We start from the raw sequence: 25,927 nt of genomic DNA, 5'->3' as shown, positions 1-25,927 counted from the left end.
AAGATCACGTGCATGCCATGAGAAAAGCTATATTCTACTTATTGTCGATTCTACTAATTTCTCAATCTCTGTTATTTCAGCCATCTGTTGGTCCAAACACGGTGTCAGCGGAAACGAATGCTTCCTATTCATTGGGATCTGTTATTGAAGAATGGACAAGGCCCGTTGCTCCCGGTGTTCAAGAGTCATTCATGACAATTGATAGTAAAGTTGGAAGACAAGAAGCGTTTGTCATGAACGTGGATACAAAGAATCCGGATATTCATATTGAAGCAGGTCTTCCGAATGGGAAAGACTTTGGCATGCAAACCGTTCGGAAACAAGCTTCCTTTGTATCAAAGCCCGGTCATGTTGTTGTGGGAGGGGTGAATGCCGACTTTTATAATACGTCAAATGGCATCCCGATAGGTTCTGTTATTCATGATGGTAAAGTTATCCAGTCATCAAACACTGAAACCTTTGGAATCAAAGAGAATGGGGAAGCAATGATAGGCAGCCCTAACCCTGCTTTTTCCATGATGGCTGCGGGTAAAGAAACTAAAATTAGCAGTTTAAACGGAGCACGTGGGACAAATCAGCTGGTAGTCTTTACACCAGATAAGAAGTCGACTGGAACGAATGCTCTCGGTACGGAAGTTATATTAACAGAGGTCACGGGTGATATTCGCACACCAGGAACGGTTTCTGTAAAGGTAGAAAAAGTAATTACCGGTGAAGGGAGTGCCATAATTCCTGAAGGGAAGCTCATGCTTTCCGGCCATGGTACTGCTTCTGAATTATTGAAGAGTCTTCAAGAAGGCCAGCAAATTGAATTGAAAACCTCGGTCGCTGCAGGCTGGGAAGATGTGAAAGAAGCGCTCGGAGGACGTTATACACTTGTGAAAAATGGTCAAAAAGTTCAATTCACGGACAGTTCATTTACAACGACCCGGGCGCCAAGAACGGCAGCCGGGATAAAAGCGGACGGCAGCATTTTCTTTTTAGTTATCGATGGGAGACAACCCGGCTATTCAGAAGGCGTGACGATTTTTGAACTTCGTGACCTTATGTTTGAGCTTGGTGCGGTCGATGCACTGAATTTGGATGGTGGAGGTTCTTCGACATTAGTATCGCGTACAAACGGTGAATGCGGCCTATCTGTCGTTAACCAACCTTCCGATGGGTTTGAGCGCAGTGTGGCGAACTCGTTTCTAGTCGTTTCTACCGCACCTCAGAGTGAACTGAAGCAGCTTGCTGTTCAGCCAGATCGCTTATTGATGCTTGCGGATAGTTCTTTCAATTTTAAAGCAAAGGGAATGGATGCTGCGTTTAACCCAGTTGAAATGACCGGAACACCACAATGGAGTACTTCTGATCAAACGATCGGTTCGGTCGACCCTTCCGGTAAGTTTACGGCAGGGAATACAGTGGCAACGGGCAATATTATTGCGAATAATAACGGTGCGGAAGGTTCATCCAAGATTACTGTTGTAGAGGAATTGTCAGATCTGCAATTGCCGCAGGACAGCCTGACTCTAAAACGCGGAGATGAAGTAAAGCTCGATATAAAGGCTATCTCAAATGGAAGGGCGGTACACGCGAATCCGTCTAATTTCGAATGGAAAATAACCGGAGATATTGGAACAATTGATAGCGATGGAACATTTAAGACCGCAAATAAAACAGCTTCAGGTTCAATCACTGTAAGCTATGGTGATAAGTCCGATACGATGAACATTCAGGTTGGAAAATTGCCGGTCATTCTTGAAACGTTTGAGAACGGTTTGGACCACTGGGTTTCAAGCGGTTCCCGTTATCAGTCGTTATCGATGCGCCAGACAACCTATCCGGAGCCGGCGCGATTTGGGAACCATGCTCTCGAGCTAAAGTATGATTTTACCGGTACGATTGGAACATCAGGTGCATATGCCCATCCTAAGGAGGATATTGTGCTTGAAGACTATCCTGAAACAATCGGGATGTGGGTATACGGAGACGGAAACGGACATTGGCTGCGATCACAGCTAAGGGACGGTAACAATAACGCATTCCCGATCGATTTTGTAAGCAAAATGGATTGGAATGGCTGGAAGTATGTCGAGGCAAGCGTGCCAGCAGGAAAAGTAACACCATTAAAGCTTGATCTTGCTGTACGACTTATGGAAACAAGCAACGATAATAAAAACGCCGGCACGATATATGTGGATAATATCCGTGCCGTATATGGGGAAACGAACGATGATCTGGTTAACCCAACGATTACGAAGGAATATCCAGCTGAAAATGAGGTAATCGTCACAAACGAATTAAAGATCAGTGCTACAGCACAGGACAATGAAGGCGGAACAGGGATTAATCCATCCCGTTTATCAATGTATCTCGATGGCGAGAAAGTACAGGCAGAATTCAATGAAAAAACAGGTGAAATTTCGCATGTACCAGGCAAGCCATTGTTAGACGGCTACCATCAAGCAAAAATTGTTGTGCAAGATCATTTTGGAAATGAAAGTGAACGTGTTTGGCAGTTTGAGGTTGACAGCGATGGAACAGGAATCAAACCAGTCTTTGAAAAAGAGGCTTATGTAGGTAACCCGTTCGAAATCAATCTCCAGACTAGCCAGCTGCAAAATATGAAGAATCTTAAGCTCCATTTTACTTTTGATACAACAAAGGTCAAAAGCCCGCATAAAAAAGTATCGCTGAACGAAAATATTCCAGCTGCCAATGTTATCAGAAATGAGATAACAGAAGATGGACATGTTTATCTTGAGTTACAAAATGTACCTAAAGATAAAAGAGCAGAGGCCATCACAAAATTAGGCAAGCTGCAATTCACCTTACCAACGGATGCGGTTGAGCCTGTAATGGTTGAATTTATTGACGGGTCTGCGGCATTGCATGGTAGTGAGCAGCCAACGAATATTTTTATGCCAGATATGAAAATTGAAGCAAAAGCTCATTACAATGTTTTTATCAACCGGGCTTCCGTCGGGTTTGATAGTAAAATCGTTGTTAAAGATGAAAAAGGCAGAGCTGTGGAAGATGCGGTTGTCCGCGTGGTCTCCCCGCAACATGAGCTTGCTGTTGTAAAGACGAGGAAAACAGTAATCACAAGCGAGCCTGATGAAAACAGCGAGACACTCGTCTCCTTGGAAAAACGCGACAGTGCTGTTATTAATGACAAGCAAGGCGAATGGTTAAAAGTAAAATACGGAAAGCATGAAGGCTGGATAAAATCAGCTGATGTCACCGTTTCACCTTGGGTTTTGGGAACAACTGATGATGGTGAATTAAAAACAAACAGGCTAACTATTTTTCCTGGTGAACTTGTCATCCAGGCACAGAAAGGCAGCCGCTACAGTTTTGAAACCAAGGTAAACGTACTGAATCATCTTGGTTCACAAAAGCCTGAACGATTGAATATCACTCCTGGAGATAAAGGAACGATGAATGTTACCTGGACTAGCTCTCCGCTCACAACGAAGTCAATCGTAGAAGTTAGCGAGACAGTTGATTTCCAGAAGACAGGATTTAGCGGCAAGAATATAAAGAGAATTAATGGGAAAAACCATGAATATGCATTTGATGCAGGTGAAGTACAAGTGCACTCTGCTTCTCTCACTGGATTAAAGCCTGCTACTGCTTACACGTATCGTGTTGGCGATGGTACAGCGACAGGATGGAGTGAAGCGGCAGCATTTACTACTGCGAAAAAAAGCAATGAACCGTTCAACTTTATCTTAATGGGAGATACACAGGCTCCGCCAAATCAAACAGAAAACGGTTTTGGCGTGTTCACTGAGGTATTTAACAAAGCCAAACAAGATTATCAAGATGCATCATTTATGGTCCATGTCGGGGACATGATAGACGACGGGAACTTGTACTCGCATTGGAATGCTTTCTTTGAATCAATGAAAGATCCAAAGCTTGCTGCGTCTACGCCTATTGTGCCCACAGTCGGAAATCATGAGAATATCGGAACGGGTGTGGAAACCTTTAAACATCTCTTTAATACGCCGAAAAATGGCCCTGAACAATTTGAAGGCACGGTCTATTCGTTTGATCACGGCAACGCACATTTCGCCGTGCTAAATACCGAAACTACTAAAGAAGGATTAATCGAGCAAGCGGAATGGCTAAAAAGAGGTATGGCTAAAACCAATAAAAAGTGGAAGATCGTGGTGTATCACCGTTCTCCTTACTATTCAAATCCTGCAGGTGGCAGTGAGACTGTAAAAGAAGTTTGGCCAAAGGTCTTTGATGAACTTAACATTGATCTCGCCCTCTCAGGACATGATCATTCTTATGTCAGGACCTTCCCGCTTAAGAATGGAAAAAAAGCGGAAACGGGAACCACCTATATAATTGCCGGATCGACCGGTAAAAAGTTTTATGCGACAACACCTCAACCATACATGGATGTTTCCTTTGATGAAGACACACAAGTCTATTCAAATGTATCGGTTGATGATAAAGGAATTAAGATCATAGTTAAAACACGGGATGGAAGAATTGTAGATAACCATACTATAATAAAGTGAACCACACACAGTAGGGGATTTCCATAACTGATGGTTCACTCAGGCAAGCTGGCATCTGTATTACAGGTGCCAGCTTGTTTTTATTGAGCGCATTTTTTGGTCGGAATTCCTGCCTTTTACCTAAATATTTTTGATGAAAAAATAATTCCGTAAAGTAGATGCTTTTCCCGTAAAACTTATAGATAATCCCGTAAAAGTCAGATCTTTTCCCGTAAAACTATAGCAGAATTCCGTAAAACCTAAAGATGACAGGCTTTAACTATAAAAGACAATACACCATAAAAAAGACCCCGATTGGATAAAATCGGGGTTTGCCTATTTAGCGAACAGGAGCTTTTTCTATTGTGAAATCAAGCAAATCCATGATCTTTTCGTCTGTGACTAATATAAGATCAGTGTGAATGTAGGCTGAACCAAAAATGTTTTGTAGGTTATCATGATTGAGATTGTCTATTTTTATTACAGTATTATTCTCTTTATAGACATAGACGAAGAAATAGGTTTTTAAAAATGCCCAAAATTCATCTATTTGCATACCTGACTTTTCAATATATTCGCTGTTAAATTCAATCAAGCCCAGCGCAGAAGCACTATTTTCAAATAAGTCCGTCATCCCGTTTAAAACGAAAGCCTCATGCCCTTCAACATCGATTTTAAAAAGGATGGAGTCAGCGGTCTGCTTTTCCTTTAACAGTGAATCAATGGTCAGAGATTTCACTTCTGCTTTTTCAATCATATTGTGAGAAGGTATGTAGGAAGCGGAAGATGTTCCTGACCAATGTTTATCTATAAAAAACGGCGTCTGTTCATCATCTTTATCTGATGCAAAGGCATTTATAATCTTTATTTGCGAACGATTAGGATGAACATCTCTCGATTGCTTTATGTATTTAAGCAAATGCCGATTTGCCTCGATCCCATATAGCTTTGCGTGTGGAGAATAGGTTGCAGAAAAAATGCACTCTCCGTAGTTCACACCTACGTCAATGATCAGATCGGGATTATACAATTCTACAGCATTTTGCCAAAAATGTGTTAGCCGTTTTTGGGTAATGCCATTGCTGATCAACAGCGCTCTGCCACGGTTTTCGTCTGGATTAACATATAGAATGTTGGAAGAAGGTAACACAATTTTGTTCGGAATTTTTGTGAGATTTAATGTTTTATATTTAAGTAAAATCCCCATGTCAATTAACAATTTCCAAGTCTTAGGGTGAATATTCCACATTTTCATAAAGAAAGGCTTCCGAAATGGCACTTTTAGCAACATGCTGTGTCCCTCCTGCTTTTTCATATTAAACTTGGTTTTTACTCTATTATGACTTCTAAAAAAAATATGAAAGTCCTCTATTGCAGAGTATAGATTAACGAAACTTTTACAAATAAAATCCAAGACATAATACAAATAAATATAAGCAAAGTTTCACTGTATTCCCCTTTAATAGAAGGTACAATAGGTATAACAGCATTTCGAAAGGGGGAGATACTTTGAAGAAGAAGTTAGAAGGAAAGCGAATCGCTTTAGTAAGCCAGCGGAAAAATGAAGAATTAAAAAAGCTTGTCGAAAATATGGGTGGAACAGCACTTATACGCCCCGCCCAAGGAACCGTGTTTCTCGATGATTCCAATGTCGAAACGGATATAAACTCCTTATTAATAGGTAACTATGATTGGATGATTTTTACGACCGGGGTGGGTACGGATACACTCCGTAGCATTGCGAAAAAAATGGGGAAGGAACGGGAATTTATTGATGCCTTGGCGACTGCAAAGATAGCGGCGAGAGGCTATAAAACGGTTAATGTTTTGAAAAAGCTCGATATCACACCGATTGTCCGCGATGACGATGGAAGCACGGCGGGTCTGATGCGGGAACTTGCCGCTCATGACTTGAAGGGCTGCCGGGTCGCGCTGCAATTACACGGTGATCCTGCCCCAAAGCTCATCGAATGGCTGAATGAGCAGGGCTGTGAATATAAAGAGATTCTTCCCTATCAACATGTTCCGCCTCAACCTGAAATAATGGAACAACTGATTAATGAATTATTGAACGGGGACATTGATGCAGTCAACTTCACGAGTACACCTCAGGCCCGCTTTTTAATGAAACACGCCCGGGAAAAAGGGGTTGAGCAAGCTATTTTAAAGGCCTTTTCTAACGATGTCGTCGCGGTTGCGGTAGGTAAGGTGACCGCTCAAGCTTTGCGGGAAGAGGGGATAGAGCGGGTGATTTTTCCCGAAAATGAACGGATGGGTAGTGCAATCGTAACTTTAGCCCAGTATTATCAAGGAAGCGAGTAAGAAAAGAAGCAGGATCCAATGAGGATTCCTGCTTCTTCTTATGCAATCGTTAAAATTCACCTTCAGCCTGAGTAAACGGAATGTTCAACCGGCCTTCTACCACACGCAGTCTTTGATTTAATCTGTTCAGCCGGCGTGTATGGCGCTCATCGTTCTGATTCAGGCGGCCGATCTCCTGGTTAATGCGGTTGATTTCTCTGGTTATACGGGCAATTTCCTGGTTTAACCGGGTCAGTTCTCTAACTTGCTGCTGATTCTGCCTTTCCAGCGCGCTTACTCTTCTCTCAAGTGACTGAGGCTGCACCTGTTGTCTGTAAGGATCAACCGGCGCTTGTGGCAAATACTGATTATCAAACTGTTGTGGTGGTACAAATTGAAAATCATTAGGATTCATAGGGTTACTCTCCTTTTTCTATTTGAACTCCTTATAAACTATGTAGGCGCATGCCATGTGACACGGCAAATGCCCAGAGACAGCAAAAAATGCGAAATTGATTATCTTGGCAGCTGATGCAGATTTTCTGCAACTCCGTTATAAAAGCGATAAATGTCAGTTAATCCAATGGCATCTCCCGCATTCATTCCGTTATAGTCCATATGGTCCCAGCCAAACTGAATAGGGAAGTGATTCCATTCGCCTTGTTTCACATTTCCATCATACGGTTTCTCTGCCTGACCGAAAGGGTACTTGGATGAAACGACATTGACCAATCCATCGTTTGGCCACCATGACTTGTCAATCACAGGCTCTGGGCTGCTCCTTGTATACGATCCCATATAACCGCTTGAACCAATAAACAATGGATTCATGGTAGCTATCGGATAGGAATACCCGGTTAAGGGACCTTTGAAGGTTGCATTGCCGGTATAAGAGAAATAGTATACGTTCGGCTGGGCTTTCACCCACTCATTGACTTTTGCCGCACCAAAGGTTGTTAAATCATTCAAGCTGATGTCTTCACTGGTCCATATCGAACTTTTATATACCCGGTCTGCATATTGTACGAAGTTTTCATCGCGTTTCCGTTTTAATCCCCACTGATCCAGCTTGAAATCATAAGCCATTGTTTCACTGTTTGCACCTGACAAGGCACCTGCATTCAAGACCATCTGCTTAACCAATGGCAGCAGATTTCCCTCATCAGCAAATGTGGAACCATTATGCGGAGTAGCAATGCTCGTCACACTGTGTGCCCAGCTTTTCCCGCCCTTGAATAAAGGGGAAAGTCCCTCTTCAGGGTGCTGGCTGAAATATTGCTTTTCTTTGTGATTTCCATTCTTCAGCAGCTCAACAAGGGTTCTCGAAGTCTGTCCACCCATACTATGGCCGACTAAATGAATTTTGTTCGTACTGTCCCATTGACTGTAGATGCCCGGATACGTCCTGCCAAACCGGTCATGCCCGTGTTCCTTTGCATGGGCTGCCCCGTAGTCAACAGCGCCGCCTTTAATGTAGTAGTATAATTCAACAGCCCGGTCCCAGTTGCTGGATACCGGCCCGACAGCGGCTGTATACGTTTTGTGCCCCTTGCTGTTCAAATTGGCTTCAATATCATTGAAACCTCCCCAATATTTAAACCCGGCCATCTCATCCCTGCCCCAACCGGTTAAACCATGGACCAACACGATGGGATAATCGTTACCAGAAGAAGCCGGCGCTGCTTTAACTTGAGCCGCTTGAGGCATTAAAAGAATCACAGTTATTAAAACGCTTACAAAAAAATTTAACACCGTTTTCATTTTTAATCTCCCTCTTTGCATTATTTAAATATTCTGAAATTAATAGATATTATACATACGGGATTTTGTATTTACAAACGATATGGTTTGAGCAGTTGTAGGAATAGAGGATGAAATGGTATGAAAAGAACTGAATTAAATCATTTTCTCCAGAACTGGGGCATTATCTTATAAAACCGATATCAAAAATTAAGATCAAAATCGACAAACCTCGGCATATTGCAATATATTTTCGACACAAAACCCGCTAAATAAGCGGTTTTGTTGGTACGGGTCTTAAATAAAAGTCGATATTTGCTCATATCTTTAAAGGCTTATCTACGGTACTATTAAGAGGTGAAATTTATTCAAAAAAACATCTAAACTCAGAATCGGCGGGGGGATATGGGTGAGTGTAAACTTCGTAGCAGAGATGGTAGAGAAGTATCCAACATTGAAGGATGAAATGTTGGTAGAATTGGTTCACAAAGGTGATAGCGAGTCATTGGATTTTCTAATCAAAAAATACCGTAATGTTGTACGGGTCAAAGCGAGTAAGTATTTTTTAATCGGTGGAGATAAGGAAGACATCATTCAAGAGGGTATGATTGGCTTGTATAAAGCGATTCGGGATTTTAGGGAAGACAAATTGACCTCTTTTAAAGCTTTTGCTGAACTTTGTATCACCAGACAAATTATAACCGCGATCAAGACAGCTACCCGTCAAAAACATACTCCTCTCAATTCGTATATTTCTCTGGACAAGCCTATTTATGAAGAAGACTCCGGTCATACGCTATTGGATGTGATACCCGGGTCAATCGTGATGGATCCGGCTATATTAATTATAAATCAGGAAAATTCCGATAATATGGAAGAAAAAATGGCTGAAATGTTGAGTGATTTAGAAAGAAGAGTACTCTCATTGTATATGGACGGGCAATCTTATCTGGAAATATCCGAAGAACTAAACAAGCATGTAAAATCGATCGATAATGCCCTCCAGAGGGTGAAAAGAAAAATGGAAAGATATATAGATATGAGAGAGGTCACCCTATAATTTTACATAAAAACAGGTATCCGTATAAAAACGGATACCTGTTTTTGAGAAAATGAGAATAAAATTGAGAATTTGATTGATTAAACTTCTTGTGGTACCGCTAAGCCAAGTCCTTCGGCAACGCGTGTGCCGTATTCTCGGTCAGCTTTGAAGAAGTGTTGAACTTGACGAAGTTTGATTTCTTCGATTTCAACAGGCTTCATAGCACCTACGATATTTTCAACAAGACGTGTACGTTCTTCTTCACTCAACAGACGGTATAGGTCGCCGGCTTGAGTGTAGTGGTCATGCTGGTCATAAGCCACGCTGTCGGCAACGCCAGTGATCGGAAGTGGAGCTGGTTTGTTTTCTGGAGATTCTGTTGGTCCGCTAAAACTGTTTGGCTCGTAATATACAGAACCGCCGCCGTTGTTATCGACACGCATTTGGCCGTCACGCTGATAATTATTCACTTCTGCTTTTGGACGGTTAACAGGCAAAGTATTATGGTTTGCCCCAACCCGGTAGCGATGAGCATCTGAATATGCGAATAAGCGTCCTTGAAGCATTTTATCCGGTGAAGCTTCGATACCTGGTACGAATGCGCCAGGAGAGAATGTTGCTTGTTCTACTTCAGCAAAGTAATTCTCCGGATTTCTGTCTAATACCATACGGCCTAATTCGATTAACGGATAGTCCTTTTGTGACCAAACTTTTGTAACATCGAACGGATCGAAACGGTACGAATTAGCATCTTCTAATGGCATGATTTGGACACATAGCTTCCATGCCGGGAAATCACCATTTTCAATGGCATTAAATAATTCTTCAGTATGGTAATCAGGATTTTCGCCTGCAAGTTTAGCAGCAAGATTCACATCAAGGTTTTTGATGCCTTGTTCAGTTTTAAAGTGATATTTTACCCATACGCCTTCACCTTGTTCATTCACCCATTTGAATGTATGGCTTCCGAATCCGTGCATATGGCGGAATGTAGCAGGAATACCGCGGTCAGACATCAAGGTGGTTACTTGATGAAGTGATTCAGGTGACAGGGACCAGAAATCCCATACAGCTGTTGGGTTTTTCAAGTGTGTTTTTGGATCTCTCTTTTGTGTATGGATGAAATCAGGGAATTTGATTGCATCGCGAATGAAGAATACTGGTGTGTTGTTACCAACAAGGTCATAGTTTCCTTCTTCAGTGTAGAATTTCACGGCGAATCCGCGTGGGTCACGAACTGTATCAGCGGAACCAAGTTCACCTGCTACTGTGGAGAAACGAATAAACATTGGCGTACGCTTTCCAACACTTGATAGGAAGTTCGCCTTTGTATGTTTTGAGAGGTCATTTGTTACTTCAAAATAACCATGTGCACCAGCGCCTTTCGCATGAACGACACGCTCAGGTACACGTTCTCTATTAAAATGCGCCAATTTTTCAAGAAGGTGAACATCTTGGATTAAAGTAGGGCCGCGATCGCCGGCTGTCTGGGAGTTTTGGTTATCTCCGACTGGAGCACCCCAGCTGGTAGTAAGATTTTTCTTATTAGTACTCATGAATAGAATCACCCCTAATAGATTTTTTTGAAAGACTATAAACAATATGATAACATTCACTAAAGAAAAATCAATACTTTTTTATAATAATTATAAATAAGGAAAAATACTTGTAATTCAAGCTGATTTATGTATTAAATCGCTAAATGTCCGTTAATATATTTACCGGAACCTGGTATCGAATCTGCATAGAGTTATCGGAAAGAAAGTATTATTTATGAGGATAATTGATAAAAACGAGTGCGAATTGAGAAGACTAATTTCATAAAGGATGAAAAGATAAGCCCCCTTGTAGCATAACAAGGGGGCTGTATCAATTCTTGTGAAAAAATGGGCGTATCAAGATGGCTAATGCCAGTTTATTGCTAGAGTGTCTGTTGTTGCTGTAATTGCTGTGCACATTGTTGAGCGAGCTGCTGAATTTGTTGCAGCTGCTCAGCAGCAGTTAGCTCTCTTTGAGCAAAAGCTTGTAATTGCATTCCTGCTTGAGGTCCGTTTTGCATTTGTTGTGCTGCTTGAGCGTTTTGTTGCTCCTGCTGTTGCAACTGTTGAGAAATTTGCAGGATTTGCTGTAATGATTGCTGTGCCTGCTGTGCTACATCATAAATTCGTTGGGGCATATTTTTCACTCCTTTTTTATTGGTACCTTCATATTGTTACCATTTATTTACCTAAATATGTAATGAACTATTGAACAAATTAAATTGCATGTAAAGATATTTCTTTTTACATGCATACACTCAGCGAGGCTACCTACTCAGTAGGTAGCCTCGAATCCACTATATTCTGTTATTAGCCTCTTGAAGGAGTAGTTGGAGCACCAACTTGTCCAGCCAATTGAGATTGTGCTGTTGCTACAAGACGTTTTGTGATTTCTCCACCAACTGATCCGTTTGCACGGGAAGTTTGCTCTGCTCCTAGTTGTACACCAAACTCAGAAGCGATTTCATATTTTAACTGTTCAAGAGCCATTTCTGCACCTTGTACTAATAGACGGTTACGGCCGCCACCACTGTTACTTCTTGACATGTGTTTTCACCTCCTTGATGATTATGATGTCTAAATTGCACAATCAAATTCAGTGCAAATAATGGAAGTGTTTTAAATTGGTTTTTACTCATAATTGCAAAATACAGAGGGAGTTTCTACTTACTTAATTCCTCCTTAAAAATAATAATGAATGCTCGCTTTATAAAATGCGTTTGAAAAGAAGATTAATCCTCTTTTAAAGAAAACCACCATTATGTTTTTAATTATTTGTTTTAACGAAAAAGTGAATATATATAAATAAAAATGACAAGCTAACACACGGAGAACGAAATTAATTTATTATGAAAAATCACGTATAAATTAAAAAATAGTACAGATTCTATAGTTGTTGTTACTAATCAATCTAAGGAGGAGACAACATGCCACACAGAATTAATCAAGCAGCTCAACAAGCGCAACAGTCAGTTCAGCAGATACAACAACGTGCTCAACAAATGTCTGGACTGGGAATGCAAGCTGGTGGCTTTGCAGGTGCTCAGAATATCATGCAGCCTGGATTTGCCGGAACAGATGCACAGAAAGTAAGACAAGAAATCTCTACTGATTTGAACAACCAAAGTATGATGAACAGCAGGGGCATGAGTGGATACCAACAGTCGCCACAAGCTGGCTTTGCAGGTGGTCAATCCACTATGCAATCAGGCTTTACTGGTGCACAAAATATCATGCAGCCAGGATTCGCTGGCACTGATGGTCAACAGGTGAGACAGGAAATCGCCCGAGACCTGCAAAATCAAAGTGGGATGAATGGTGGGAACATGGGAGGGTACCAACAATTTGCCGGAGCTGGATTTGGCGGAGGCCAATCTAGCATGCAATCAGGCTTTGGTGGCGCTCAGAATATCATGCAACCTGGATTCGCAGGCACTGATGGCCAACAAGTGAGACAGGAAATCGCCCAAGACCTGCAAAACCAAAGTGGGATGAATGGTGGAAGCATGGGTGGATACCAACAATTTGCTGGTGGTGGCTTCGGTGGGGGCAAATCTAGCATGCAATCAGGCTTTGGAGGCGCACAAAATATCATGCAACCAGGGGCTGCAGGGACTGATGCCCAACAGGTGAGACAGGAAATCGCCCAAGACCTGCAAAACCAAAGTGGGATGAACGGTGGAAGCATGGGAGGATACCAACAATTTGCTGGAGCTGGATTTGGCGGAGGCCAATCTGGTATGCAATCAGGCTTTGGAGGCGCGCAAAATATCATGCAACCAGGGGCTGCAGGGACTGATGCCCAACAGGTGAGACAGGAAATCGCCCAAGACCTGCAAAACCAAAGTGGGATGAACAGCGGAAGCATGGGAGGGTACCAACAATTTGCTGGAGCTGGATTTGGCGGAGGTCAATCTAGCATGCAATCAGGCTTTGGAGGCGCTCAGAATATCATGCAACCAGGGGCTGCAGGGACTGATGCCCAACAGGTGAGACAGGAAATCGCCCAAGACCTGCAAAACCAAAGTGGGATGAATGGTGGAAGCATGGGAGGGTACCAACAATTTGCCGGAGCTGGATTTGGCGGAGGCCAATCTAGCATGCAATCAGGCTTTGGAGGCGCTCAGAACATCATGCAACCAGGTGCTGCTGGAACTAATGCACAGCAGGTGAGACAGGAAATCGCGAGAGATCTTCAAAATCAAGGCATGATGAACGGCGGAAGCATGTCCGCTGGAGCAAACGGAAGCAGCATGATGAACCAGGGCGGTTCCATGGGTTATATGCAATAACCCTACGCCCAAAAGAATAGAACGATGGCACCCCTCCAGTTAGGAGGGGTGTTATTGTAAATAAATAAAGACGTTCAAAATATTGGGCAAAATAAAGTATCGTGGGAGTTGAAGGAAAAGTGGACTTAGGAATCTTTATTATAAGACTGGTTGTTGGACTTTATTACGAGCCCACGGCTCTCAAAAATTATTTGGCTGGTTTGGTGGCGGCGGTCCTCAAGGGACAGGCGGATTTTTCGAACAAATTGGCATAAAACCCGGTAAAACTATGGCCCTTTTAGCAGGTTTAAGTGAGTTTGGTGGTGGTATTCTTCTCCTTTTAGGATTTCTTACACCTCTGGCAGCAATTTTAATTATTATTCCGATGCTTGTCGCTATTGTAAAGGTTCACGCGAAAAATGGTTTGTTTTCCGACAATAGCGGTATTGAATATAATGTAGTTTTGATTGCTGTTCGCATTAGGGATCTGGCTGACTGGTCCCGGAGCTATTTCACTCGATGCGGTAATTTTTGATTTGTAGTCATAGCTGGACAAATGCCTGTTTAGCAAGAAATTGCAATAAACAGGCTTTAGCTTTTTTTCTGATTTTGTAAATGTTTAGTCCCCCATTCGCCCATACTATCCAATATTGGAATGAAACTTTTTCCTGTAGAAGTTAACGAATATTCCACTTTCGGAGGAACTTCTTTATACACTTCCCTGTGTACCAGTTCATCTTGTTCTAATTCCCTTAATTGGCGGGTCAATATTCCTTTCGATATGCCGGGTAACAGCTTTTGAAGTTCATTGAACCTTCTTGTTTGCTTACTTAAATGCCAAAGGATGATGATTTTCCATCTTCCCGCAATCATGTTTTGTGTATGTGTAACAGGACAAATCCCTTCCTGGCCGGGCGGAAGTTCTCCTTGCAATCGAATTCGAGCCATGAAAAATCCCTCACTTTCTTTAACGGTACTATTTTTGTGACTATGTCATAAAAATGTGCCTACTTTTAAAAAGTAAGCTAATAACATAATATAAGATTATGCTTGAGAATTAAAGCAAGTAAATTAAATATTAATCAAATAAGGAGATGACTGACATATGTCAAAAATCGTGATTACCGGAGCAACCGGCGAATTAGGCCAGCTTGTTGTCGGACACTTGCTTACTAAAGTGCCTGCAAGTGAAATAGCTGTCAGTGTGCGAAATCTTGAGAAAGCGCCCATGTTTGCCGAGAAGGGGATCGAAGTCCGCTTTGGTGATTATGAGGATCCGGCGTCACTTGAAAAGGCTTTTGCCGGGGCTTCAAAGCTGCTCTTAATATCAACACCGGAAGATGACAGTGTAGCCCGGATTCGTAAGCATGTTGATGCGATTGAAGCGGCTAAGAAGGCAGGAGTAAAACATATCGCTTATACAGGATTCGCTTTTGCAGATAAAGGAGCTTTTCCTCCATTAGGCAATGTACATTTAGCAACTGAATATACTCTTCGTGCTTCCGGTGTTGCCTATACTATTTTACGAAATGCATTCTATCAAGAAGTGTTTGTCAATCCGGGTCTCCAAGCGTTTATTGACAGTGGTGTGATCGTAACTTCAGCCGGAAAAGGAAGGATTAATACAGTAACTCGCGATGATTTGGCGTTAGCAGCCGCAACTGTGCTTGCTGAGGATGGACATGAAAACAAAGTATATGATCTGGCCTCTTCAGAAACTTGGAGCTATGATGACCTGGCTCAAATTCTTTCCGATGTTTCGGGAAAAACAGTGACTCATCAATCCGTATCAGATTCTGAAGCTTTGTCTGGAATGATCGATGCTGGCCTTCCTGAAGGGCTTGCCCACTTCCAGGTTGCTCTTTATCAGGCGATTGCAAGTGGAAACGAAGGCAACACTTCCAAGGATCTGGAGAAACTGATCGGTAGAAAATCAACTTCCATCCATGAAAGTATCACGGAATTTTTGAAAAAATAAATATTTTTCTGAAAAAGGGGGCCAGTTCGGCTCCCTTTTGACGTATCAATAGGTTTCTGCCGAAAAAACCAGATAGGTTGCTTTACTCAAATTTTGACACTCCCACAGCTAAAGCAGTGGGATTCTTTTTTTCCCACATGCCATAAGTCGCCATATCTCTCGACAGGGTTTCTTACCATGAGTTTTCCTATGTCGTTTGAACATTTGGCTCAAAAAAGACAGCGGTGTTACTTACTTGCTATCCATTAGGCTATCCCCGCTTGTCCAGCGGTTAGGAGTCTTATCCCTTCTTTTAGAATGTTCTTGGCTGCGTTGTGATCTCGATCATGATGAGCCCCACATTCACATGTCCATTCTCTAATCGAAAGGTTTTTAACGGCCTTGTTTTTCTTTTCACAACTGGAACATCGTTGCGAACTAGGGAAATGAGAACCTACTACCACTAGATGTTTCCCGTACCATTTACACTTGTATGCTAGCATTCTACGGAACTCAGACCAGGACACTTCTGAAATGGCTTTGGCTAACTTCCTGTTTTTTAACATATTTTTCACACGCAAATCATAATCGCCATCACTTGGTTTTCGCGAACCAGCGAAGAAGAGAGTTTATGCAAAAAGTCTTGTCGGGCATTCGTGATGTCTTCGTGGATTTTTGCCACTTTCCGTTGTTGTTTATGCCAATTGGAACTGCCCAATTTCCTTCTGGAGAGAGACGCTTGAGCCTTTGCCAGTTTTTCTTCCAGTGAACGAAACCATTTAGGATTAGAAATCGCGGTCCCATCCGAAAATGTCGCAAATTCTTTCAGACCCACATCTATTCCGATTTCAAACATGGAAGTTTGTATCGTTTCTATTTCTTGTTCGGTTAGAATCGATACAAAGTATTTGCCTGTAGCCGACCTTCGAACCGTGGCAGAAAGGATTTTTCCTCTCACTTCACGGGACTTCGCAACCTTCACTAATCCCATTTTCGGCAAAAGGAGAAAATCCTTATTTCCCATGCGTTCCATACGAACGCTTCCTATGCCGTTGTTATAGTTGCATTTGGCCTTATAGGATTGAATGTTGTTCTTTTTGTTTTTAAACCGGGGCTTTCCTTTTGATTTATGATAAAATGCTTCCCTAAGTCTTGAAGCGTGCTTTGAAGAGCGGCCCGATCCACTTCGTTTAACCATTTTATTTCTTTCTTCATGGAGATTAGTTCCTTTTGAGCGTTTGAAGCATTAAAAAATTCCGATTTCCATCTATTTTCGGTCAGCTGTCCGTTTTGAACCATCTCGTGTACGATATACCAATAGGCGTTCTTTTTATCTTGTTTGGCTAAAGCTTGATTAAACACAAAACGGCAACACCCGATGGTTTTATGAATCAAAGTGGCTTGTTTATCCGTTGGATACAACCGAAATTTATAAGCTTTATGAATGTTCAATGGTATTAGCCTCCCTTCCCAAAAGATGATGGCAGGTTTATTTTATCAGAACAAGTGTTCTTAAACAACGTATACGCCCTTAAAAAAGAAAAAATCGAACCATGAACGTGTCTAAAGATAGGCCTGGTTCGACCTCACTTTCATCCCACCCCTAAAGAGTGGGATTTCTTGTTCGGGATATCTGTAAACCAGCCTTTATTTTTATCTTTGGAGTATAATATCCTTAATTAGAATTTTTCAGAAGATAAGGAGATTAGAGCCTGTGAAAATCATTTTTCCGTTACTTGCGTTAGCCGGTGGAATGGCGGTTGCCTTTCAAGCTCAAATAAACGGTGGGCTGGGCAAGAAAGTGGGTGCGATAGAAGGATCTTTTATATCTTTTGTAATCGGTACTCTTGTCTTGTTCTTCGCCGTTTTGTTTTTGGGTAAGGGCAATATCCTGGCAGTTTCGAGCGTGCCAAAATGGCAATTGATCGGAGGGATATTGGGCGCTTTTTATGTATTTGTCATGGTGCTTGTCGTTCCAAAGATCGGTGTGGCGCCAGCCATGGTAGCCGTAATTGCCGGACAAATTCTAATCGGGGCGATTATTGATCATTTCGGCCTTTTAGGAGGCGTAAGAGTCCCCATTGACGTAAAGAAATCAACAGCAATCCTTTTGCTATTCGTTTCCCTGTACTTGTATAACCATAAATGAAGCAGAAAGTAGAGATATTTAATGGAATATCGTTCTGTATAAAAATTCTCTTATCAAATCCTCTTTAATTTTTTTACTTTAAACCGATAAATTAAAGATAGGATACAAATAAGAGGGGATACAGCGATGGGAATTAAAGAATTAATAGCGAAAATAAATAAGTCTGTTGATGAGCTTGATTTGGTCACTACAAGAAAATATATCGAAGAGAATTTGGACGTACTGCAGGCAAACAGGAATCTGTTGAAAGGGAATGCAAGGGAATTGCTCCAGATTTTGACAAGCAACACTGAATCTGGTTATGTACCTTTAACAAGGGCGGAGATGGCGACAATCAGCACAATCAATACATATTCCGCAAAGTTTGATGTACGATCCATTAAAGTTACAATCAAAGGAAAAGAACAATTGATATTAAGAAAAGATTTTGTGGATCAGTTAAGTGCCGATGCAAAAATCATTTTAGAGGGAATGGGAGCCATCCCAAAATAAGCTTTAAAAAGACAGGAATTTCGCTAATTCCTGTCTTTTATATGAGATTATCCATTCTGGACCAATGCATGTTGCTAACCGCAGTCTCTGCTAACTCAAAAGTCGTCCGGTACGATTGAAATTGCACATGGCGGTTCACTGCGTACAGTTTTTTTGGTGCAACCAGGAAAAGTGCCAATGATTCATTATATACGTATGTGTCAATCTGTTTAGCTTTTTGGATTAAATCGTCCGGGACGGTCTGAGCAGCCATTTTGGCGAATAATCGGTCAAATGTAGGTAAAGGTGGACCTGTACGATAGGAACCGTCAAATCCGAAAAACTCCCGATGGATAAATGCAGGTGTTCCTTCAGAAAAGCTAGCAAATACATCTGCAAGCATTATGTCCCAATTAGGGTGCAATTTCTTCTCTGCTGATACACGAAGCCAGCTGTTCTTGTTATACTCGGGGATGATTTTTATCTTTACGCCAATATCTAAAGTATTCTCTATATCATATCCAATCAATCTTGCTGCGTCAGTATATCTTTCAGTAGCGGCAATCTCCAATTTTCTGCCGGATGGCCAGCTGCCGGCTTCTTTAAATAATTGCCTCGCTTTGGCAGGATTATATGGCTTTGGCTCGAGGTCTTCTGGGAAATCCTTTGCCCACGAAGGTGTCATGGCGGCGATTGGATTTGCATAGCCCAAGAATCCTTTTTTTATTAAATGGTCCCGATTTACTGATAGATTGAATGCCTCCCTCAAACGCTTGTCATGAAAAGGAATATCTTTCACAAAATGGTTGAATGTGCCGGCCAGAACATGGTTGGCATCCACGGCAATCAGTTTTGCATAAGAGGATGAAATGACTCGAGAGGAAGCGGAGGGAGCTACATCTGTAACGATATCCACTTGACCCTCTGATCGGATGCAAAGCTCCATAGCCTCTGCAGGGGATAGATCATTTCTGAACACAACACGCTGCAAACGCGGTCCCCGTTTTTTGTTCCAATAATGTGGATTGGCCTCCAAGCGTACATATGGCGTCCGGTCTTCGGCTTCGGTAAGCCAAGTACAAGCAAACGGCTTCTTGCTTATAATGGCAATCTGATTATCTATTGAAGAAAACCCTTCTGTTAATACAAATGGTGCGGTACCCCACGGGCCCGGAGCGTCAAGGACTCACCAATGACCTTCCCCACTTCCGTTACGGGCATATCCGAATCCAATAGAATTCCAAAAAAGCTCATTTCCGATATGAAAAGCGCGCATTTTACTGACAGCTAAACCATCAGGAGATGGAAAAATGAAATGAACCGTATCGTTATCAATTACTTCACACCGTGTATCCTCGTGGAAATTCAACCAGGTACCGGGTGGGTGCGGCGCTGTCCAACGCTGGAGTTCCTCAAAGTTTTCTTTCACATGTTTTGAGGTAAAGCGAGTTCCGTCATGGAAGAAAACATCTTTTCTCAATCGCAATTCAAGTGTATAAGGATTCAACCAATTTGCTTCTGTTGCTAATGATGGTACGATATTCCCTTGTGGATTTGCCCGAACTGGTTCCTCCATCGTGTTAAACAAAACAAACAGCCAATTTAGCGGAGAAGGGTCAACTACATAAATCATCCCCGCAGGAATTTGATCCGGTACAGCATCGAGCTCATTCATTTCTTATCCTCCTTATTTCCGGGGTATCGAGAGTATGCTTAACACCACATAAGCCTGCAGGAAAATAAGTCCGGCAGGCAGTTCTTTTTATAGATTGCTCATTAACCTTTTTAGAATTTTTTCATAATCATCTCTGTCAATGCCAGGAGCAAATTCTTCAGGCTTTTCTTCAAAGTCAGGAACAGGTGCTCCTTCCGGCATTCCGTCAATCACCCTTAATGGCTCGCCGGTTTCAGGATTCCTGCCTTTCCAAATCATGCTGATGTCTCGATACTCAGGTTCACCCCATGTGTAAAGAACATTGTACAAGCCTTGATCCATGAATTTTTTAGCCGCATCAAATTTGTAGTTATCAGGTCTTGGAACGGGCATCATTTTTCCGACATCAACGCCGGTCGCTACTTCAAGGGCTTTGGCATATGCGAGGATATGTGTGCCGCCGCGAACCAAGAGGTATCCTGTCAGTTCCCTTACGGTAGGGTTATCGGTCATTTCATAAACCCGCATTTTATGAGTCCGCGCGCCGATTTCCAACAGATAGTTAGCCAGTAAATCCGCAACTAAAACTCCTGTATTATTAACATACTCTCCGTTCCATGGCCTGCCCATCGAATCACCGGGATAAGCTGTTTGAGCAGTTGTCGTATAGTAGAGAGAATATCGTTTGTCTAAGCCCTCTTGCAGGGGTGCTGTGTCTGGATCTCCCGGGTAAGTTTCTCCATATGATAGGAGATTAATCGTATTGGCGACGAGTTCCACATGCCCGAACTCTTCGGCAGTTATGCTCGCTACTAAATCATAAAACGGTTTTAATTTTTTCTTGCCCCGAAAGTTAAAGGATTGAAACATATAGTTATTCAGCGTCGACATTTCCCCGAATTTTCCGCCCATTAATTCTTGTACGTAAGACGCTGCATTCAAATCACCATGTTCCGGTCTTGGTAGCTCAATTTGGATTCTGTTGACGCGTTTAATCATGTAATCCCCCCGATATATTAGGTTACGCCTACATCAATCATTATGTCGGGGGAAGTTTGTATTATTCCATTTTTAGTTTAGGATTAGGAACAACCCAGATGATTTGCTGGGTTCGAATGAAAAAAGAATTGCCTCCCATTTCAACGACAATATGATCCGGCTGTACATTCTTTAAGGTTCCTCGTACAGAACCGCGTGTTGTTTGAACGGCAACCTTTGCACCTACAATTGACGATAAAGTTTGAAAAACGTATGGATCACTCAGGTTCCAGGTAGTATCATTCATGTTAACCGCTCCTCTATATTTCTTTTGCTCGGTGCATTATATGACAGTTGTGCATCATTGGGGATTTGTCTAGTTCAAATTCATAAAAAGGAATCAAGCCCCTGAGAATTAGAAAGCAAGAATGTGAATGTCATAATCCTTTTGTGATGGTATAAATGAAGAGTAAGGGGAGGTGCGGAATGCACACTTTGGATGAGGAATTACTTTGGGATGCTATAAGATCCTGTGATAAAACCTATGACGGTGTCTTTTTTTATGCTGTGAAGAGCACGAGTATTTTTTGCAGGCCTTCCTGTAAATCAAGAACGCCTCTTAAAAGTAATGTGCGTTATTTTTCACTTTCTAGTTTGGCGATAGAAGAAGGGTTTCGCCCATGCAAACGCTGCAGGCCGGATTTGGTACACCCTTATGAAGAAGCTGCCGTCGAAGCGGCTAAGACAATGATTGAACGCGAATACACTGCATCCATTACCCTGGATCGCCTTGCTATAAGGGTTGGGATGAGCAAGTACCATCTTCAACGGGTATTTAAAAGGAAAATAGGCGTTTCTCCACTAGCATATCTGACAAACAAAAGGATGTCGCAAGCAGGGGAATTGCTTTTGAATCATACCGATACAGTCACAGAAATTGCCCTTTCTTTAGGATACAATAGCTCATCTCATTTCTCGGTTGCATTTAAAAACCATTTTGGCTGCTCCCCGACTGAATATAGAAATAAACATAAAGAAGAAATCCGCAATTGACATTCGATGGAGGTTCTCACATGACATATACAACCTATTATGAATCACCCATTGGAAGTCTTGAGATTAAAGGAACAGAAGAAGCGATCACATCGATTCTGTTCAGTGAAAACTGTAATGCAGTGAAGGATGATACTCCCATACTCAGGGAGTGCTATAACCAAATAGATGAATATTTTAAAGGCTTGCGTAAAGAGTTTACATTCAAATATATGACCAATGGCACTGCCTTTCAAAATAAGGTATGGGCCGAATTAGCAAGGGTACCTTACGGGGAAACTGTTTCCTATAAAGAAATCGCCACCTCCATCGAAAATGCTAAAGCAATCAGGGCAGTGGGTGCTACGAATGGAAGAAATAGGTTAATGATCGTCATCCCATGCCATAGAATTATTGGCTCTAACGGCGGATTAACCGGCTATGCTGGAGGTTTGTGGCGAAAAGAGTGGCTGCTTCAGCATGAAGGTAGTTTTCGCGAGTAAATTCCCACACAAAAAAACAGGCGAATCCAGCCTGTTTTTTTGCAATCGTGTAAAAAAGGTGTATCCAAACCGGGACATTTATCATCCAAATCTAATCAGCACTACTAAATAACATTACCTTCCGTGGGAATTGGATGTTCTTTTAACATCTTGGCGAAATGAATTAAGTTATAGGCCATTATTTTCACATGCTGCATCGTATATTCATTTTCGTATCCTTTGGCTTCAATGAAGGATGGACCGGGTCCAGCTTCTCCCACCCAATATGTATCGACATTTGGCGGGATGGTAAACCCGATATGCGATAAGGAATATAGGATATAACTGGAAACGTTCTTAGCACCGTCTTCATTGCCGGTGACAACGACACCGCCTACTTTGTTGTAAAAAATATATTGTCCTTTTTCATTGGTCAAGCTGCTTCCGCCATACAGTCTCTCGATCGTTTGTGTAGCAATACTGCTTTGTACCCCGAGCCATATAGGCGATCCGATAATTAGGATGTCCGCTTCTTTCACTTTCTCAAAAATCTCGGGCCACTGGTCTTTATCACTGACAGCCTCAGCTGTAATTCCATAATCAATCGTGAAATCGGCCATTGTTAAAACTTCTGTCGTTACGCCATTATCTTCGAAAATAGTGATGGCTTCATTAATAAGCGCGCGCGTATTCGATACCTGCGGGCTTTTGTTTAACGTGCAATTTAGCACAAGAGCCTTAAGGGTCATGGGCATTTTCACTCCTTCAGTGGGTATACCCTTTATCTTTCCCTATTGTTGGTTCTCAAAAACTTTACATGTAAAAAGGCCATGCCCTCTCAAAGCGGGCATGGCCATTAACTGAAACTATGAAACTTTCACATCAGTTTCCTCTATTGCCGGAACTTCGCCACTCAATCGACTGAGCGTCATTCCAATCAAGGTCCCTACTATTGCTGGCACAATCCATTCCAATCCTACTGATGAGAAAGGAAGGATATCACTCATGGTTTGCAGTGGTCCTAATTTCAATCCGAACGCGCTCAATCCGTCCATCACGGCAAAGACACCGGTAAACAACATCGCACTGCCATATACTTTTTTAGAACCCTTAAAGTAACGGTTGAAGAATGTTAAGCCGATTAACACGATGGTTAACGGATAAGCCGTAACAAGGAACGGTACAGATACTTTAAGAATTTGGGCTAAGCCCAGGTTCGAAAGCGTGAAGCCAACAAGCGTAACGGCGAGAACAACTGCTTTATAGCTTGCTTTTGGAATGAGGTTTGAAAAATACTGGCCGCACGCTGTGGTTAACCCGACAACGGTCGTGAAGCAAGCCAATGTGAAGATAAAACCAAGCAGTGTTGTCCCGCTTTGTCCCAATAATAGCGTAGCAGAAGCTGACAGGATTTCGGTTCCATTTTCAAACGAACCAGTTGCCGCCATCTTGCCGCCTATTAATCCAAGACTGATATATACCAGTGAAAGCAGGACCCCGGCGATGACTCCAGCTTTTAACGTATAGTTTGTTAATTGCTTTCTGTCGCGCACGCCTCTTTGTTGAATGGAAGTCAATATGACGATTCCGAAGGCCAAAGCTGCCAGGGCATCCATCGTATTGTAACCTTCAATAAAACCTTTGGAAAAGGCTCCGGCTTCATATGCAGCAGTTGGTGATTGCAGTGGAGAATCTAATTTTACAAACCCTGCCACACACAAGACGACCATTGCTAAAAGCAGGGCAGGGGTGATCCAACGCCCCATATACCTTTCCATTTTGGATGGGTTTAAACTGATGATAAATGAAAGCCCAAAGAAAACAGCCGTGAACAAAAGTAAGAATAAAGATGAGTTCATTGATTCGCCAAGGAAAGGTGTAACACCCATCTCATAAGCGACATTGGCGTTCCTCGGAATAGCCAGAAAAGGTCCAATGCTTAAATAAATAACGACCATAAAGATTGTGCTGAATACGGGATGAACACGGTTGCCGATCGTTTGAACGCCGCCTTTTACAAGTGAGACAGCCAGCAACACGGCGAATGGCAACCCGACGCCAGTCAGGATAAATCCAGCCATCGCAAGCCAGTATGAAGTGCCGGATTCGGCTCCCAAAAAAGGCGGGAAAATTAGATTTCCGGCACCAAAAAACATCGAAAATAACATTAAGCCAATAAATAAGGTGTCCATTTTTCTCATTACAATCTCTCCTTTATTATTATATAAAAATAAAAAAACCCATCCCCATATATAGGGACGAGTTTGCGCTCGCGTTACCACCCTTATTCCGCAGCATAATAAAAAAAGACGCACGGCTCTCAGTCAACGTACCATCATACGTGATCCAAAGTAACGGCGGAAAACCCGTCAAAGCTTACTAATTTCAGCTTTGCATCTCAGAGATGATCTTCGGATAAGTCCTGGACACCGGCTTCCACCAACACACCGATTCTCTTTGGAACAGGGGTCTTATCGTACTCTTCTCGTCATTGATTTTTGTTATTACAGATAATCTATCAGAGAAAAAAAGTTATGTCAATATATTTTGACAGTTTACATTATTCAATTATTATTTAACGGTATTGGCATATAATGGGCGGTGTTTTTTTGTGTGTTTAGATGTTTTATATGTTAATAGCTGTTAAAATCCAACTATATACACAAAAATATGGAGGGTATGAACGTGACACAAGAGAATAAGCTTGGATTGCTGGTTGACGTTGAAACGACAGGGTTAGGCCCGGCAACTGATGAAATCATTGAACTGGCTGTGAAACAATTTTCCTTTCAACCAGATACAGGAGAAATTTTAGAGATTATTAATCAGGATACATTCTTAAGAGAACCGAGTTCCCATACAGCAAGGAGAAACTATGATAATGCCTATCAAATCCACGGAATCCCTTTCGAATTAGTGGAAGGCAAAAGCTTTCTGGACGAAAACATCAAAGCCTACTTTAATCAAACTGACGCTGTTTTTGCCCATAACGCCTCTTTTGACCGCAGTTTTCTCTACCATATGTATCCGGAAATAAATGATGCCAAATGGTATTGCACGATGAGAAATATTCCGTGGAAAAGCTATGGCTTTGCGAATGGCAAGCTTCTTACGCTGCTGCAATCACATAATATAACCAATTACCAATCACACAGAGCCATGGATGATATTACATACCTAATGGAATTGCTCAAACAAACCAATCCACAGGGAGATCCTTATCTTAAAGAAGTGCTTGCATATGGCCATATGAGAAGATACCAGCCAGCAGCAAAACGAGAGGGCTGGAAGAAAAGAAAAGCTTAAATTT

The 25,927-nt window shown here is 42.0% G+C and carries 23 protein-coding genes, 2 pseudogenes and 1 other annotated feature; of the genes and pseudogenes, 11 read left to right on the top strand and 14 right to left on the bottom strand.

Annotated features, from left to right (window positions below; translation table 11 throughout):
- Positions 1 to 17 precede the first annotated feature (17 nt).
- The gene (locus LQ216_RS07840) at positions 18 to 4,523 is read left to right on the top strand and encodes a phosphodiester glycosidase family protein (protein WP_230128819.1); all 4,506 of its coding nucleotides are present in this window, start codon (positions 18 to 20) and stop codon (positions 4,521 to 4,523) included.
- A 319-nt stretch (positions 4,524 to 4,842) separates the two neighbouring features.
- On the opposite strand, the gene LQ216_RS07835 is transcribed toward LQ216_RS07840, so the two are convergent.
- On the bottom strand, positions 4,843 to 5,757 hold the full coding sequence (locus LQ216_RS07835) for an FkbM family methyltransferase (protein ID WP_230128600.1): 915 nt from the start codon (positions 5,755 to 5,757) through the stop codon (positions 4,843 to 4,845).
- A gap of 254 nt (positions 5,758 to 6,011) precedes the next feature.
- Here LQ216_RS07835 and LQ216_RS07830 point away from each other — a divergent pair, with 254 nt between their 5' ends.
- On the top strand, positions 6,012 to 6,824 hold the full coding sequence (locus LQ216_RS07830; protein WP_230128598.1) for a uroporphyrinogen-III synthase: 813 nt from the start codon (positions 6,012 to 6,014) through the stop codon (positions 6,822 to 6,824).
- A gap of 49 nt (positions 6,825 to 6,873) precedes the next feature.
- On the opposite strand, the gene LQ216_RS07825 is transcribed toward LQ216_RS07830, so the two are convergent.
- Both LQ216_RS07825 and LQ216_RS07820 read right to left on the bottom strand, forming a co-directional pair.
- Positions 6,874 to 7,218, bottom strand: a complete 345-nt coding sequence (locus LQ216_RS07825) for a hypothetical protein (protein ID WP_117307605.1) — start codon at positions 7,216 to 7,218, stop codon at positions 6,874 to 6,876.
- A gap of 101 nt (positions 7,219 to 7,319) precedes the next feature.
- Positions 7,320 to 8,564 (bottom strand): lipase, encoded by a 1,245-nt coding sequence (locus LQ216_RS07820; protein WP_230128596.1) that lies wholly within the window; start codon positions 8,562 to 8,564, stop codon positions 7,320 to 7,322.
- Between the two features lie 412 nt (positions 8,565 to 8,976).
- Here LQ216_RS07820 and sigH point away from each other — a divergent pair, with 412 nt between their 5' ends.
- Entirely contained in the window at positions 8,977 to 9,603 is a 627-nt protein-coding gene (sigH, locus tag LQ216_RS07815; RefSeq protein ID WP_230128818.1) for an RNA polymerase sporulation sigma factor SigH, read from the top strand.
- An 80-nt stretch (positions 9,604 to 9,683) separates the two neighbouring features.
- Here sigH and katA read toward each other — a convergent pair whose 3' ends face one another.
- The 3 genes from katA to LQ216_RS07800 form a co-directional block, all read right to left on the bottom strand.
- Positions 9,684 to 11,141 carry a catalase KatA gene (katA, locus tag LQ216_RS07810; protein WP_230128594.1) on the bottom strand — a complete coding sequence of 486 codons (1,458 nt, stop codon included), beginning with the start codon at positions 11,139 to 11,141 and terminating at the stop codon, positions 9,684 to 9,686.
- Between the two features lie 365 nt (positions 11,142 to 11,506).
- On the bottom strand, positions 11,507 to 11,761 hold the full coding sequence (locus LQ216_RS07805) for a hypothetical protein (protein ID WP_230128592.1): 255 nt from the start codon (positions 11,759 to 11,761) through the stop codon (positions 11,507 to 11,509).
- 172 nt (positions 11,762 to 11,933) lie between these two features.
- Entirely contained in the window at positions 11,934 to 12,170 is a 237-nt protein-coding gene (locus tag LQ216_RS07800) for an alpha/beta-type small acid-soluble spore protein (RefSeq protein WP_117307609.1), read from the bottom strand.
- Between the two features lie 380 nt (positions 12,171 to 12,550).
- On the opposite strand from LQ216_RS07800, the gene LQ216_RS07795 reads away from it, so the two are divergent.
- Positions 12,551 to 13,915, top strand: coding sequence for a hypothetical protein (locus LQ216_RS07795; protein ID WP_230128590.1), 1,365 nt, complete (start codon positions 12,551 to 12,553; stop codon positions 13,913 to 13,915).
- 223 nt (positions 13,916 to 14,138) lie between these two features.
- Positions 14,139 to 14,429 (top strand): annotated as a pseudogene (locus LQ216_RS07790) (DoxX family membrane protein); the annotation flags it as partial.
- Positions 14,430 to 14,485: 56 nt separating this feature from the next.
- Here the strand turns inward: LQ216_RS07790 and LQ216_RS07785 are convergent.
- Positions 14,486 to 14,842 (bottom strand): helix-turn-helix domain-containing protein, encoded by a 357-nt coding sequence (locus LQ216_RS07785; RefSeq protein WP_290369246.1) that lies wholly within the window; start codon positions 14,840 to 14,842, stop codon positions 14,486 to 14,488.
- Positions 14,843 to 14,999: 157 nt separating this feature from the next.
- Here LQ216_RS07785 and LQ216_RS07780 point away from each other — a divergent pair, with 157 nt between their 5' ends.
- Positions 15,000 to 15,872, top strand: a complete 873-nt coding sequence (locus LQ216_RS07780) for an SDR family oxidoreductase (protein WP_230128588.1) — start codon at positions 15,000 to 15,002, stop codon at positions 15,870 to 15,872.
- 245 nt (positions 15,873 to 16,117) lie between these two features.
- On the opposite strand, the pseudogene tnpB reads toward LQ216_RS07780, so the two are convergent.
- Positions 16,118 to 17,303: pseudogene (tnpB, locus tag LQ216_RS07775) on the bottom strand (IS200/IS605 family element RNA-guided endonuclease TnpB).
- A gap of 262 nt (positions 17,304 to 17,565) precedes the next feature.
- Here tnpB and LQ216_RS07770 point away from each other — a divergent pair.
- On the top strand, positions 17,566 to 18,000 hold the full coding sequence (locus LQ216_RS07770) for a DMT family transporter (protein WP_230128586.1): 435 nt from the start codon (positions 17,566 to 17,568) through the stop codon (positions 17,998 to 18,000).
- Positions 18,001 to 18,126: 126 nt separating this feature from the next.
- Positions 18,127 to 18,492: a hypothetical protein gene (locus LQ216_RS07765; RefSeq protein WP_230128584.1), complete on the top strand. Its 366-nt coding sequence runs from the start codon at positions 18,127 to 18,129 to the stop codon at positions 18,490 to 18,492.
- 37 nt (positions 18,493 to 18,529) lie between these two features.
- Here the strand turns inward: LQ216_RS07765 and LQ216_RS07760 are convergent, their stop codons facing one another.
- The 4 genes from LQ216_RS07760 to LQ216_RS07745 all read right to left on the bottom strand — a co-directional run bounded on the left by LQ216_RS07760 (position 18,530) and on the right by LQ216_RS07745 (position 21,410).
- Positions 18,530 to 19,573: an ABC transporter substrate-binding protein gene (locus tag LQ216_RS07760; protein WP_290369248.1), complete on the bottom strand. Its 1,044-nt coding sequence runs from the start codon at positions 19,571 to 19,573 to the stop codon at positions 18,530 to 18,532.
- 84 nt (positions 19,574 to 19,657) lie between these two features.
- On the bottom strand, positions 19,658 to 20,146 hold the full coding sequence (locus tag LQ216_RS07755) for an ABC transporter substrate-binding protein (protein WP_230128580.1): 489 nt from the start codon (positions 20,144 to 20,146) through the stop codon (positions 19,658 to 19,660).
- A gap of 87 nt (positions 20,147 to 20,233) precedes the next feature.
- Positions 20,234 to 21,124, bottom strand: coding sequence for a manganese catalase family protein (locus LQ216_RS07750; protein WP_117308651.1), 891 nt, complete (start codon positions 21,122 to 21,124; stop codon positions 20,234 to 20,236).
- Between the two features lie 61 nt (positions 21,125 to 21,185).
- On the bottom strand, positions 21,186 to 21,410 hold the full coding sequence (locus tag LQ216_RS07745; protein ID WP_117308650.1) for a YuzF family protein: 225 nt from the start codon (positions 21,408 to 21,410) through the stop codon (positions 21,186 to 21,188).
- A gap of 179 nt (positions 21,411 to 21,589) precedes the next feature.
- Here LQ216_RS07745 and LQ216_RS07740 point away from each other — a divergent pair, with 179 nt between their 5' ends.
- Positions 21,590 to 22,156: a bifunctional transcriptional activator/DNA repair enzyme AdaA gene (locus LQ216_RS07740; protein ID WP_230128578.1), complete on the top strand. Its 567-nt coding sequence runs from the start codon at positions 21,590 to 21,592 to the stop codon at positions 22,154 to 22,156.
- Between the two features lie 20 nt (positions 22,157 to 22,176).
- A complete protein-coding gene (locus tag LQ216_RS07735; RefSeq protein ID WP_230128576.1) occupies positions 22,177 to 22,638 on the top strand; it encodes a methylated-DNA--[protein]-cysteine S-methyltransferase in 462 nt (153 codons plus the stop codon).
- A gap of 104 nt (positions 22,639 to 22,742) precedes the next feature.
- Here LQ216_RS07735 and LQ216_RS07730 read toward each other — a convergent pair whose 3' ends face one another.
- Both LQ216_RS07730 and brnQ read right to left on the bottom strand, forming a co-directional pair.
- Positions 22,743 to 23,366, bottom strand: coding sequence for a flavodoxin family protein (locus tag LQ216_RS07730; protein WP_230128574.1), 624 nt, complete (start codon positions 23,364 to 23,366; stop codon positions 22,743 to 22,745).
- 117 nt (positions 23,367 to 23,483) lie between these two features.
- Positions 23,484 to 24,818 (bottom strand): branched-chain amino acid transport system II carrier protein, encoded by a 1,335-nt coding sequence (gene brnQ / locus LQ216_RS07725; protein WP_230128572.1) that lies wholly within the window; start codon positions 24,816 to 24,818, stop codon positions 23,484 to 23,486.
- 50 nt (positions 24,819 to 24,868) lie between these two features.
- Positions 24,869 to 25,118 (bottom strand) — a binding site (T-box leader).
- Positions 25,119 to 25,296: 178 nt separating this feature from the next.
- Here brnQ and LQ216_RS07720 point away from each other — a divergent pair.
- Entirely contained in the window at positions 25,297 to 25,923 is a 627-nt protein-coding gene (locus LQ216_RS07720) for an exonuclease domain-containing protein (protein ID WP_230128570.1), read from the top strand.
- The last annotated feature ends 4 nt before the right edge of the window (positions 25,924 to 25,927 follow it).

The organism is Bacillus sp. CECT 9360 (genome assembly GCF_918741275.1).
Taxonomy (GTDB): Bacteria; Bacillota; Bacilli; order Bacillales; family DSM-1321; genus Peribacillus.
The sequence above is the reverse complement of the archived record's forward strand: the minus strand, read 5'-3'. Positions and strand labels throughout refer to the sequence as shown.